Raw genomic sequence first — 12,973 nt, forward strand, 5'->3', positions numbered from 1 at the left:
GGCCATGACCACAAGCACACCTGAGACAGGCTATCGCGTCGAGACGCGCACCCGCACCTCGCGCGTGGCGGGTCTGGCCGCCATTGTGCTGCTGGCCGGGCTTTTTGTCTTGCCCGCCTTTGCCTCGCGCGGGCTGATCCAGGATCTGTTCTTCATCTTCACCATGCTGACCCTGGCGCAGTTCTGGAACCTGCTGGCTGGCTATGGCGGGCTGGTGTCGGTGGGCCAGCAGGCCTTTGTGGGCATCGGTGCCTATGCCATGTTTGGCGCGGTGATCCTGTGGGGGCTCGATCCGCTGCCGGCCATACTGCTCGGCGGGCTGGCGGCGCTGGCGCTGGCGGTGCCCTTCGGCTTTTTCGCCTTTCGCCTGCAAGGCGCCTATTTCGCCATCGGCACCTGGGTGCTGGCCGAGGTGGCGCGGCTGGTGGTGGCGCAATGGCGCGCCGTGGGCGGTGGCACCGGGACGTCGCTGCCGCGCCAGGCGACCGAGACCATCGCTTTCACCGAAACCATCGCCCAGCTGCTCGATGTGCGGCCCGCCGCGGCGCGCGATATCCTGGCCTATTGGCTGGCGCTGGTGCTGGCCATCCTGGCCATTGGCGGCATCTATTGGCTGCTGCGCTCCAAGCGCGGCCTGGCCCTGGCCGCGGTGCGCGACAATCCGCAGGCCGCCCGCTCGATCGGGGTGGATGGGCAGCGGGTGAAGTGGTTCGTGTTTCTGGCCGCGGCGCTGGGCACGGGGCTGACCGGCGCGCTGATCTATATGCAGAAGGCCCGCATCTCGCCCGACGCCGCCTTCTCGCTCAGCGACTGGACGGCCTATGTGATCTTCATCGTGGTCATCGGCGGTATCGGCACCATTGAAGGCCCGATCATCGGCGTGCTGGTGTTCTTCCTGCTGCAGACGCTGCTGGCGCAATATGGCGCCTGGTACCTGATGATCCTGGGCCTGGTCAGCATCGGCGTGATGCTGGCTGCGCCGCGCGGCCTGTGGGGCAGTTTTTCCCACCGCACAGGCATCCAGCTGTTTCCCATTCGACGGCGCCTCACCGGCGGCCGACTCTAGAACAATCCCAAGGGAGGACTATCATGGCCGACATCACCACCGACATTCTGATCATCGGCACCGGCCCGGCTGGCTCGGCCACGGCAGCGCTGCTGTCCACCTATGGGGTGGAGAACATGGTCATCAATCGCTACCGCTGGCTGGCCAATACGCCGCGCGCCCATATCACCAACCAGCGCACCATGGAGGTGCTGCGCGATCTTGGACAATCGGTGGAGAACGAGGCCTATCTCTTTGCCACCGAGCAGGATCTGATGGGCGAGAACATCTTCTGCGAGAGCCTGGCCGGGGAAGAGATCGGGCGCATGAAGAGCTGGGGCAATCACCCGCTGTCCAAGGCCGAGCACCAGCTGTCCTCGCCCTGCCTGATGAATGATCTGCCGCAGACCTTCATGGAGCCGCTGCTGTTCAAGACGGCCTGTTCGCGCGGCACCCAGGCCCGCATGTCGACCGAATATCTCAGCCATGAGCAGGACAAGGATGGGGTGACCACCACCTGCCTGGACCGGCTGACGGGCAAGGAAATCACCATCCGCTCGCGCTATCTGGTGGGCGCCGATGGCGGCAATTCCAAAGTGGCCGAGCAGGCCGGGCTGCCCTTTGAGGGGCAGATGGGCGTGGGCGGCTCGATGAATATCCTGTTCCGCGCCGACCTGTCGCGCTTTGTCGCCCACCGTCCCTCTGTGCTGTACTGGGTAATGCAGCCAGGGGCCGATGTGGGCGGCATCGGCATGGGCCTGGTGCGCATGGTGCGGCCCTGGAATGAGTGGCTGATCGTGTGGGGCTATGACATCAACCAGCCGGCCCCGGTGGTGGATGCGGCCTTTGCCACGGGCGTGGCGCGCCAGCTGGTGGGCGATCCGGCGCTGGAGATCGAGCTGCTGTCGGCCAGCACCTGGACGGTGAACAATATGTACGCCACCCAGATGCAGGCCGGACGGGTCTTCATCATGGGCGATGCGGCGCATCGCCATCCGCCCTCCAACGGGCTGGGCTCGAATACCTCGATCCAGGATGGCTTCAACCTCGCCTGGAAGCTGGCCGCCGTGGTCAAAGGCCAGGCGGGACCGGGTCTGCTCGACAGCTATTCGGTGGAGCGCGCGCCGATCGCCAAGCAGATCGTCACCCGGGCCAATCAGTCGATCGGCGAATTCGGCCCGATCTTTGAGGCGCTGGGCATGACCGGCGGCGCCGATATCGCCAAGATCAAGGCCTCGATGGATGCGCGCTGCGACGCCACCCCGGCCGCCGAACGGCAGCGCGAGGCGCTGCGCCAGGCCATTGCCTTCAAGAAATACGAGTTCGACGCACATGGCGTGGAGATGAACCAGCGCTACCAGTCCAGCAGCGTGGTCGCCGACGGGCAGATGGAGCCCAGCTTCGAGCTCGACGCCGAGCTGCATTATCAGCCCACCACCTGGCCGGGCGCCCGCGTGCCACATGCCTGGCTCTATGATGCCGAGGGGCGCCGGCAATCCACGCTCGACATCACCGGCAAGGGCCGCTTCACCCTTCTGACCGGCATCGCCGGCCAGGCCTGGGCCACGGCGGCCGATAAAGTGGCCAAGTCCATGGGCATTGACCTGGTGGCCCATGTCATCGGGCCGCGCCGGGCGTTGGCCGATCTCGAAGGGGCCTGGGCCCGGGCGCGCGAGGTCAGCGACAGCGGCTGTGTGCTGGTGCGGCCCGATCATCACATTGCCTGGCGCGCCGAGGAGCTGGCCGCCAATCCGGCGGCCGAGCTGGTGCGCGTGCTGTCCGCCATTCTCGACCGCGACGCCGCTGCGCATCGCAACGCTGCCCAATAGGAGATTTCGATGGCCGAACCGATCGACTATTTTACCGAAGAGCAGAGCGAAGCGGCGGTCAATGGCCGCATGGGCGCCGCTGTCGAGCCGCGCCTGGCCGAGGTGATGGGGTCGCTGGTGCGGCATCTGCACGCCTTTGCCAAGGATGTGGGCCTGACGCAGGCGGAATGGGCCGCGGCGGTGGCCTTTCTCACCGCGACGGGCCAGAAATGCGATGGCAACCGGCAGGAGTTCATCCTGCTCAGCGACGTGCTGGGCCTGTCCATGCTGGTGGATGCCATCAACCATCGCCGCCCGTCGGGCGCAACCGAGAATACCGTGCTCGGCCCGTTCCATGTCGCCGGCGCGCCGCACTATCCGATGGGCAGCATGATTTCGCTCGATGGCAAGGGCGAGAGCTGTCTGTTCAGCGGCAGGGTGGTGGACACCGAAGGCCAGCCGGTGGCCAATGCGGTGATCGATGTGTGGTGCGACAATGCCGATGGCTATTATGACGTGCAGCAGCCCGGCGTGCAGCCGCAGTGGAACAACCGCGGCATCTTTGTCACCGGTCCGGACGGCGCCTACAGCTTCCGCGGTATCCGCCCGGTGGCCTATCCGATCCCCGACGACGGCCCGGTCGGACAGATGCTGGCCGCCCTCGGCCGCCACCCCAACCGGCCGGCCCATATGCACTTCCTGGTTTCGGCGCCGGGCTATGAAACCATTGTCACCCACACCTTCGTGGCCGGCGACCAATGGCTGGCCTCCGACGCCGTCTTCGGCGTCAAGGCCTCGCTGATCGCCAGCATGGAACCGGGCACCGACACCGCCTGGCGTTCGCAATTCGACTTCGTCATGACCCCCGCCGGGGACTGACGCCCTGGCGTGGGAGGAACCAAAATACCGGCCTGCCCGCAGGGGCAGGTCTTGGCGGGGGAATCAAGGATGCGCCTGATCGTCCCCAGACACGCAGGCGACGCCCCTTGCGCTGTTTGTTCCGACCGTAGCTGAACTGAAAGTGTTGGCGCACCCGACAGAATTCGAATCTGTGACCTCTGCCTTCGGAGGGCAGCGCTCTATCCAGCTGAGCTACGGGTGCATCCGTGGGCGCGGGGCGGGACCCCGGCTGAACGGGCGCAAACTAGCCAAAGCTGGCGCGCCGCGCAACCGGGTCGGGCGGAATTGTTTGAGCCCGCCCGGCCGGTCTTTGATTAGTCTGGCCCGCCGGTTGGTGGCGGCAATGTCGGAGCCTGCCCGCTAGTCGCGGGCGAGCACGATGATGCGGTCGCCGGGCTGGTAGTCCAGCACATCGGTCTTGGGCGGGTTGACCACGATGCCGCCGGCCTTGGCGCCCGCACGCGGGCGGTGATAGCCCAGCGCCACCTGGCCAAGGTCGCAGGCGGCCTGGGTGATGGTGTAGAAATTGACCGGCGTGCCTAGCCGCACATAGTCCTCGGCGGGGCGCATGTAGATTTCCGAGCCGTCCTCGTCGAGCAGGTCGTCGAAGATGGCGGCGAGGCGATCGTTCTCGGAGGCCTGGGCGAGCATCAGGCTGACCAGCTTGTTGGACACCACGAAATCGTCGGCCTTGGTGACCTCGGCCAGCTCGCGATTGCGCACATCGACCATTTCGCTGACCACATTGATGTGCTTGCCGGCCTGGTCGGCAATCTTGCGCAGGTGCAGAAGGGTCACCAGCGTGCGGGTGTCGGTGGCCTGGGCGCCCATCAGATCGGAATAGCCCAGCACCAGCACATGGTCATAGGCGGCGATGTCAAGTTGTTCGAGCGCGGCGCGGCTGGTGGTGTCGGTGCGCACATAGTGCAGCGCCAGATTGGTGCCCGAAACGCTCAGGCGCGCCATGTCGGCATCAAGGTCCGGCGTATCGGCGGCGATGGTCAGGATCGAGCCGGGCGCCACATAGCGCGACATCTCATGGGCGATGATCGGCGCGCGGCGGTTCCAACCCAGGATCAGGGTATATTCGGGCGCATCGGGGCGCTCGGCCGGAGTGACGATCAGCTCGCGGCTGACCGGGCGGGTGCCGGTGGTCAGCTTGATGGCCGCATCGTCCTCGGCAATGATGATGGCGCGGACATCGGGGGGGATGACCGTATCCATGGGCGGGTTGAGCGTGACGCTGCCATCGGGGCGGGTGAAGCCGATCAGGGTCGAGCCCTCATAGGCCATCACGCCGGCGCCAAAACTCATGCCGGCGAGCGCGGGCTGTTCGATGGTGTAGATTTCGCAGCCGTCAAAATCGAGCAGTTCGGAATAGACGGCCGACAGGCCCGACTGGCGCGAGGAATGCACTACGATGCGGGCGATCAGGTCGTCGGCCAGCACCAGCTGCACTTCGCTGCCGCCCACCACGCGGGCCACTTCGGCATTGGCGGCGTCGCGGATTTCGGCGGCGATGCGATAGGGCGCGGCGCGGCGGCGCGGATCATTGACCAGGGCCAGCACGGTCTTGATGACGCGACTGTCGGCGGTGTCGGCGCCATCCTCACCCGCCTCGGGCGAGAGCACGATGATCGAGCGCGCGGTCTGCGGCGACACCAGCGCCAGATCATAGAGATCGGAGGTATCGCCATGGCGGCAGATGATGCGGGTATTGCCCAGGTCCTCGATCTTGGCGGCGATCTGGTCTTCCATCTCCACCTTGTCGAGCCCGGACATCACCACGATGCGCGGATGCTTGCGGCTGGCATTGGCCACCACCAGTTCGGAGATCACGTCAAAGATCGACGGGCTCCAGTTCAGGATAATGGTGTGGTCCTGCTCGAGCACCTTGCTGCGGCCCTTGCGCAGCTCTTCGAGCTTGCCCTCGATGCCCGAGGACAGAATACCGATCAGGGTCGAGAAGATGAAAATACCGGCCAGGGTCACCAAAAGGCCCACGGCGCGGAAGCCCCAGCCGGTGTCGCCCGCCACGGTGCCGGCATCCATGGAGCGCATCAGCGATTCCCAGGCGGCCTCGACGAAATCGAGCGGCGGCTGGCCCTCGGGGCCAAGCTGCAGGCTGACGATGACCACGCCGGCCACGATGATCACGACCAGGGAAATCAACGCCAGCCAGCCGATCAGGGCGATCGGCCCAGCGGACATCGACTTGTCGAATTCATAGCGCAACCGCGCGCTCAGCTTGCCTGGCTTATTCATCAATCCTCCGGAGCCCCATACGGCGCCTGCGTAAAGCCTTCCATACCGGAAGAAAGTGCGAAAACAATAGGTCTTGTGGGGGTTTTGTGCGGTTTGCGACAGTTTGGTTTACATCGGCGACGCCGCCAGTGCGCGCCAGGTGATCCAAGCAGCGCCAGCGCGGCGTAAAAGAGCAGAATTGCGGGCATGGTGGAGGCGCAGATGAAGCGGTTGTTTTTGGCAGTTGGCATGATGCTGGCGGCCACGGGCCTGGCCCAGGCGGTGTCGATTGCCGAGCTGGCGCGGGTGTGCGGCGATGATGCCAAGGCACAATGCGCGGGCGTTGGCTATGGCGACCCGATGCAGAAGTGCCTGGACACCCATTACGCCGAGCTGAGCAAGGACTGCCAGGCCATCATGGACCGGCTGCGCGGCGGCGAAGGCGTCTATCTGTTCTAGCCGACGCCCGGTCTTTTCGCCGCTCGCGAACTCCCCGGCAGGCAGGAGGCCCGGCCTGCCTTGGCTTTGCCATCAAGCTGCCCCGATTTCTCCCTATCGCGTTAGCGTGAATTTGGCTAAAGCTGGCGGGATGATGAAAGCGACACAATTGTTCAGGCACGCCACAGTGCTCGGGCTTGGTCTGGGCCTTGCCCTGGCCGTCTCGGGCTGCTCGGTGTCGGCCTTCAAGCCGGCCACTGGCTCCGCCAAGGCGGCGCTGGCCAGTCTTGCCGCCCCCACCACCACCCCGCCGGGCCATATGCCGCGTGCCGCCGATATCCCGGCAGCGCCGCAGGCGCTGGGCTATGCCGAAGGCTCGCTCGATGGGCTGATTGCCCATTATGCGCAGAGCTACAAGGTTCCCGAGGATCTGGTGCGCCGGGTGATCGTGCGCGAGAGCAATTACAACCCGGCCGCGCGCAATGGCCCCTATTACGGCCTGATGCAGATCAGCCACGCCACGGCCGGCGGCATGGGCTATCACGGCAAGCCCGAGGGCCTGCTCGATGCCGAGACCAATCTGCGCTATGCCGTGCGCTATCTGGCCGGGGCCTATGTCACCGCCGGCGGCGATTATGACCGCTCGGTGCGCTTTTATGCCAATGGCTATTACTACGATGCCAAGCGCGCAGGGTTGCTGGAGAAATCCGGCCTGCGCTGATGGGTCGGCGCCGGACGGGGCTCAGATGAGCACCACCACCGCGCCCTTCTTCCGCCCAGTGTCGACATAGGCATGCGCCGCCTGGATCTCATCAAAGCGATAGTGCCGGTCGATCACCGGTCGATACTGACCTGCCGCGATCAGACCTGCCAGATAGTCGAGATCAGCCTGGCTGTCGCCCGAGGTGCCGGCCACCACTTTTTGCCCGCCGGTGAGGGCTGAGCGCAGCATATGCGCGATGTCGGCGGGTTGCATGACCAGCGGCACATAGCGGCTAACCGGCTGCATCACCGCCCGGGCCCGGGCAAAGCTGAGCTTGCCCACGGTGTCCATGACAATGTCGTAGCGCGCCGAGCCCTGAGTGCAATCGGTGGCGGCATAGTCGATCACCACATCGGCGCCCAGCGAGCGCAGCAGATCGCCATTGGCCGCGCTGGCCACGGCCGTGACCGTGGCGCCAAAATGCTTGGCCAGCTGCACCGCCGCTGTGCCCACTGCGCCCGAAGCACCATAGATCAGCACGCTCTGGCCAGCGGCAATGCCGGCCTTGCGCAGAAAATGCAGCGCCGTCAGCCCGCCAAAGGGCACGCCCGCCGCTTCGGCAAAGTCAATCGCTGCCGGCTTGAGGGCGATGGCGCCGGTTTCGGGCACGCATTTGTATTGTGCGTAGCAACCATAGACATGCTGGCCGAACACGGCGTCGCCGAGCTTGAACCGCGTCACATCCTTGCCCACGGCATCAATGGTCCCGGCGAATTCCACGCCCAATATGGGCTTGCGCGGCCGCGTGATGCCCATGACCAGCCGCGCCGGCAGCCAGAACATGGCCGGCACGTCGAAGGCGCGCAGCCGCACATCGGCCGAAGTGACTGTTGTTGCCACCATTTTGATGCGCACCTCGTTGTCCGCTGGCTCGGGTGTCGCGACCTCCATCAGATGGAGCACGTCAGGGGAGCCATAGGCCGATTGGACAATCGCTTGCATGGGATCCTCGTTCTGCCGGGCATCCGGCGCGGGTGACATGGACGGCAAGGGCGCAGCGTCTGCCGCCATCACCCCTGGGGAAACTGGAACACGTCTTCGAGTGGGGTCTTTAGAGCCCGGGCGATCTGGAAGGCCATTTCCAGCGTCGGGGAATATTTGCCCTGCTCGATGGCAATGATGGTCTGGCGCGATACGCCCACCTGATCGGCCAGATCGGCCTGGGTCATCTCACCCTGGGCAAAGCGCAGCGTGCGGATGGAATTGGTAATACGAGTCACCACGGGTGGAAGCCGAAACGATAGAGCGCGATGCGGGTGATGGTGCTCAGGACCGCCGCCAGCATGAAGCAGAGGTAGATGACATTGGCGATCCAGAACGGGTGCCAAGCGGCCAGCGCCATGGCCATGGCGGCCAATGCGCCGATCACCACAAAGCTCTGTCCGGTATATTCGCTCAGCCGGTAGATATCGCGATCGCGCTGATCCATCTTGCCGGTGCCGCCGGGCACCACGATAGCGGCCAGAATATGCAGCACGATCACCGCCACCAGCGACACACCGATGCTCCATAGCAGCGGCGCCTGATAGGCCGCCGCCTGAAGCGGCGCCCCGGCAAGCGAGCCCAGCACGGTTGTGACATACCAGCCATAAGAGAGCAGGCTGGCGAGCAGCAGGATCCAGGCGCTTTTCTCCTGATACGGCATGACAACACCCTATCCAATGTCAAGTTTCATTGACATTGGATGTACAGCTTGGCTAACACCGAGTCAAGTCTGCTTTACATTCTGACCCCTGAGCCTGGCGCCGCCAGACCGCGCTGGCGCAGCCCATGCGAGAACAACAGGGGAACAATCGCGCGCCAAATAGGCAAGGCGCTGCCGATCCACTAAGGTCGCCCCACGCTCCAAAGGGAATCGCTGCCCATGCACCTGCTGCTCGTTGACGGCTCGGCCTATATCTTCCGCGCCTTCCATGCCCTGCCCCAGCTCAACCGCAAGTCGGACGGATTGCCGGTCGGCTGCGTGCAGGGGTTCTGCAACATGCTGTTCAAGCTGACCGAAGACCTCAAGGGCGAGGATGCGCCCACCCATATGGCGGTGATCTTTGATCATTCCGGCAAGACCTTCCGCGACGACATCTATACCGAATACAAGGCGCAGCGCCCGCCGGCGCCGCCCGAGCTGGTGCCGCAGTTTCCCCTGACGCGCGCCGCGACGCGGGCCTTTTCCATTCCCTCCATCGAGATGAAGGGCTGGGAGGCCGACGACATCATCGCCACCTATGCCCGCATGGCACGCGACGCCGGCGGCAAGGCCACCATTGTCTCTTCCGACAAGGATTTGATGCAGATGGTGGAGGCCGATGGATCCATCCGCATGCTCGACACCATCCCCCGCCCCGGCCAGCCGCCGCTGCGCTGGATTGGCGTGGATGAAGTGTTCACCAAGTTCGGCGTCACGCCCGACAAGGTGGTGGAAGTCCAGGCGCTGTGCGGCGACAGCGTCGACAATGTGCCGGGCGTGCCCGGCATTGGCGTCAAGACGGCGGCCGAGCTGATCAATCAATATGGGACCGTGGAAAACCTCCTCGCCCATGCCGACGAGATCAAGCAGAACGCGCGGCGCGAGAAGCTCAAGGCCAATGCCGAGCTGGCGCTGATCTCCAAGCAATTGGTGACGCTGAGCCAGGAGGTGCCGGTGGAGCTCGACCTCGACGCGCTTGCGCGCCAGCCGATGGAGCCGGGCAATCTCTTCCCCTTCCTCAAGGCCATGGAATTTGCCACCATCACCAAGCGGCTGGCCGGGCTGCTCGACGCCAATCCCGATGATTTCCCCGCCGATCCAGAGTTGAGCGCCCAGGGCAGCGCAACGCCGGCTGCCGTGGGCTTTGACAATGCGGCCCGCGCCGAAGCGCGCAGCGCTCGCCAGGAAGCCACCGGCCGGTCTGAGGCGGCGCCAGTGGCCCATGCCGCCGCTGTGCATGCCCGCATCCGCGCCCTGCCCTTCAAGCCCGAGGCCTATGAGATCATCCGCGACGCGGCCGCGCTGCAGCGCTGGATCGACGCCGCCATGTCCACGGGCATTGTCGCCACCGACACCGAGACCACCGGACTCGACAACCAGACAGCAGACCTGGTTGGCATTTCCTTTTCCACCGCGCCGGGCAATGGCGCCTATCTGCCGCTCGGCCATGCCGAGGGCGAGGCCGACATCTTTGGCGGTGGCGGGCTGGCCGAGGGCCAGATGGATATCCGCATCGCGCTCGACATGCTCAAGCCCTTGTTTGCCGATCCGTCGATCCTCAAGATCTTCCACAATGGCAAATATGATCTGGGGATCCTGACGCGCTATGGCGTCGAGGTCCGCTCCATGGACGACACCTTGCTGCTCAGCTACGCGCTCGATGGTCCGCAGTTCAACACCATGGGCGAGCTGGGCGAGCACTGGCTGGGTTTTGCTGGCCAGTCGATCAAGGATCTGATCGGCTCGGGCAAAAGCCAGAAGACCTTTGCCCAGGTGTCGATCGCCGATGGCGCCGCCTATGCCGCCGAAGACGCCGACATGACGCTGCGGCTCTGGCATGTGCTCAAGCCCCGCCTGGTCGCCGAGAACATGACCACGCTTTACGAAACCATCGAGCGGCCGCTGGCCCCGGTGCTGGCCCGCATGGAGGCGCGTGGCGTCAATATCGACCGCGCCATTCTCTCCCGCCTCTCGGGTGAATTCGCCCAGCGCGCCGCCGCCTTTGAGGCCGAGGCCTATGAGCTGGCCGGACAGAGCTTTAACCTGGGCTCCCCCAAGCAGCTTGGCGAAATCCTCTTTGACAAGATGGGGCTCGAGGGCGGCACCAAGACCAAGACCGGCGCCTGGTCCACTGGCGCCGATGTGCTGGAGGATCTCGCGCTCAAGGGCGTGCCCCTCGCCCGGACGATTGTCGACTGGCGCCAGCTCAACAAGCTGCGCAGCACCTATACCGACGCCCTGCCGCAATATATCAACGCCCGCACCGGGCGCGTCCACACCACCTATAGCCAGCATTCGGTACTGACCGGGCGGCTGAGCTCAAACGATCCCAACCTGCAGAACATCCCGGTGCGCACCGAGGATGGCCGCAAGATCCGCAGCGCCTTCGTCGCCGCGCCCGGCAAGATTTTGATCTCGGCCGACTATAGCCAGATCGAATTGCGCGTCCTCGCCCACATCGCCGATATCGGGGCGCTCAAGGATGCCTTCGAGGAGGGGCTCGACATTCACGCCATGACGGCGAGCGAAATGTTCGGCGTGCCGGTGGAAGGCATGCCCAGTGATGTGCGCCGCCGCGCCAAGGCGATCAATTTCGGCATCATCTATGGCATTTCCGCCTTCGGCCTCGCCAATCAGCTGGGCATCGGCCGCAGCGAGGCGGGCGACTATATCAAGACCTATTTCGAGCGCTTCCCGGGCATCAAGGACTATATGGATGAGCAGCGCCGCAAGGTGAAGGAGGACGGCCACGTCACCACCATCTTCGGCCGCCGCATCAACTTCCCCAATGCCCGCTCGCACAATCCGAGCGAACGCGCCTTCGTCGAACGCGCCAGTATCAACGCCCCCATCCAGGGCTCTGCTGCCGACATCATCCGCCGCGCCATGATCCGCATGGAACCGGCCCTCAAGGCCGCCAAGATCGAAGCCGACATGCTGCTGCAGGTGCACGACGAACTGATCTTCGAGGTACCCCTGGGCACCGAAGACAAGGCCATTCCGGTGATCAAACAGGTCATGGAAACCGCGGCCGAACCGGCCGTGCGGCTCACCGTGCCGATCCAGGTGGACGCGCATGCCGCGGGGAACTGGGACGAGGCGCATTGACCGACGTGCCGCAGGCAAAATCGCTCCGGTGGAGCGATTTCAGGAGGTCAGGCCCGGAGGGCGATGCTCGAATGGCGAGGGGGGCACCGCTCTCGTTCATACCACCGCCGTCACCTCACCCACGATGCCATCCCGGCCGTGAGCCGGGACCCATCCCGAGATCTCCAACCAGCCGCAAGGTAGTTGGTGCCGGGCACGGCCCGACGACCTCGAACGTTGCACCATCTCAGGATGGGTCCCCGCTTTCGCGGGGATGACACTGCGTGTGGGGAGGGGCTGGCAATCGTACGGAGTGTGGGACGCAGAGCATCGCGTTGCAGCGCCCGAACTCGTTCAAACCACCACTTTCACCCCACGCACGGTGTCATCCCGGCCTTGAGCCGGGACCCATCTCGAGATCACTCCACAGCCGCAAGGTGGTTTGGATCGACCACAGTTCGACGCCGCCAACCGGGGCACCATCTCAGGATGGGTCCCCGCTTTCGCGGGGATGACACCGCGTGTGGGGAGGGGCACCCGCGCCCAACCAACATCACCTCTGCCATTGTGGACCGATGATGTCCCACCACAGATCGCGCCACTCGGGGTTGGCTTGCTCGATCAGCGCGTCTTTCCAGGGACGCAGCCATTTCTTGATGCGCTTTTCGCGGGCAATGGCCACGTCGATGTCCTCGTGGGTTTCGAACCACACCAGGTGCGTGCAGCGATAGGTCTTTGAGAAGCCAGCGACCAATCCCTCGCGATGCTCCGATATGCGCCGGACGAGATCATTGGTGACGCCGGTGTAGAGCGTGCCATGTTTACGGCTGGCGACGATGTAGACACTATAGCTGCGCTGCATGTGCGGAACCGCAACGATTGGGTGCGTACGCAAATTAGCCGAATAGTGATTTGCCGCAAATGTCTCCCAACCCACGATGTCATCCCGGCCCTGAGCCGGGACCCATCCCGAGATCCCTCAACAGCCGCTAGGTAGATTGGAC

General features: G+C 64.8%; 10 protein-coding genes, 1 tRNA gene and 1 pseudogene. 6 read left to right on the top strand and 6 right to left on the bottom strand.

From position 1 onward, the window contains the following. Window positions 1-4 precede the first annotated feature (4 nt). The 3 genes from E8M79_RS01340 to E8M79_RS01350 are packed head-to-tail and all read left to right on the top strand — an operon-like array spanning window position 5 to window position 3,732. Complete coding sequence (locus E8M79_RS01340) at window positions 5-1,066, top strand: branched-chain amino acid ABC transporter permease (protein ID WP_137150133.1); 1,062 nt, start codon at window positions 5-7, stop codon at window positions 1,064-1,066. 23 nt (window positions 1,067-1,089) lie between these two features. Next, a complete protein-coding gene (locus E8M79_RS01345) occupies window positions 1,090-2,874 on the top strand; it encodes an FAD-dependent monooxygenase (RefSeq protein ID WP_137150134.1) in 1,785 nt (594 codons plus the stop codon). Window positions 2,875-2,883: 9 nt separating this feature from the next. Beyond that, window positions 2,884-3,732 (top strand): intradiol ring-cleavage dioxygenase, encoded by an 849-nt coding sequence (locus E8M79_RS01350; RefSeq protein WP_137150135.1) that lies wholly within the window; start codon window positions 2,884-2,886, stop codon window positions 3,730-3,732. Window positions 3,733-3,878: 146 nt separating this feature from the next. Here E8M79_RS01350 and E8M79_RS01355 read toward each other — a convergent pair. Together E8M79_RS01355 and E8M79_RS01360 are read right to left on the bottom strand one after the other, a co-directional pair. Further along, window positions 3,879-3,955 (bottom strand) — tRNA-Arg (locus E8M79_RS01355). 158 nt (window positions 3,956-4,113) lie between these two features. Further along, window positions 4,114-6,018, bottom strand: a complete 1,905-nt coding sequence (locus E8M79_RS01360; RefSeq protein WP_137150136.1) for a hypothetical protein — start codon at window positions 6,016-6,018, stop codon at window positions 4,114-4,116. A 201-nt stretch (window positions 6,019-6,219) separates the two neighbouring features. Here E8M79_RS01360 and E8M79_RS01365 point away from each other — a divergent pair, with 201 nt between their 5' ends. Both E8M79_RS01365 and E8M79_RS18695 read left to right on the top strand, forming a co-directional pair. Then, entirely contained in the window at window positions 6,220-6,456 is a 237-nt protein-coding gene (locus E8M79_RS01365; protein WP_137150137.1) for a hypothetical protein, read from the top strand. A 358-nt stretch (window positions 6,457-6,814) separates the two neighbouring features. After that, a pseudogene (locus E8M79_RS18695) lies at window positions 6,815-7,156 on the top strand (lytic transglycosylase domain-containing protein); the annotation flags it as partial. Between the two features lie 21 nt (window positions 7,157-7,177). Here the strand turns inward: E8M79_RS18695 and E8M79_RS01375 are convergent. From E8M79_RS01375 to E8M79_RS18520, 3 genes are all read right to left on the bottom strand, one after another. Beyond that, window positions 7,178-8,140, bottom strand: coding sequence for an NAD(P)-dependent alcohol dehydrogenase (locus E8M79_RS01375; protein WP_137150139.1), 963 nt, complete (start codon window positions 8,138-8,140; stop codon window positions 7,178-7,180). Between the two features lie 68 nt (window positions 8,141-8,208). Beyond that, window positions 8,209-8,421: a helix-turn-helix transcriptional regulator gene (locus E8M79_RS18515; protein WP_282568092.1), complete on the bottom strand. Its 213-nt coding sequence runs from the start codon at window positions 8,419-8,421 to the stop codon at window positions 8,209-8,211. Then, window positions 8,415-8,843, bottom strand: coding sequence for a hypothetical protein (locus E8M79_RS18520; protein WP_248304854.1), 429 nt, complete (start codon window positions 8,841-8,843; stop codon window positions 8,415-8,417). The genes E8M79_RS18515 and E8M79_RS18520 overlap by 7 nt, the downstream gene beginning before the upstream one ends. Before the next feature lie 219 nt (window positions 8,844-9,062). On the opposite strand from E8M79_RS18520, the gene polA reads away from it, so the two are divergent. Next, on the top strand, window positions 9,063-11,990 hold the full coding sequence (gene polA, locus E8M79_RS01385; RefSeq protein WP_137150141.1) for a DNA polymerase I: 2,928 nt from the start codon (window positions 9,063-9,065) through the stop codon (window positions 11,988-11,990). Between the two features lie 532 nt (window positions 11,991-12,522). Here the strand turns inward: polA and E8M79_RS01390 are convergent. Then, complete coding sequence (locus E8M79_RS01390) at window positions 12,523-12,831, bottom strand: GIY-YIG nuclease family protein (RefSeq protein WP_137150142.1); 309 nt, start codon at window positions 12,829-12,831, stop codon at window positions 12,523-12,525. Window positions 12,832-12,973 lie beyond the last annotated feature (142 nt).

Origin of the sequence: Devosia sp. FKR38 (genome assembly GCF_005222805.1) — a bacterium.
In the GTDB taxonomy this organism is placed as follows: Bacteria; Pseudomonadota; Alphaproteobacteria; order Rhizobiales; family Devosiaceae; genus Devosia.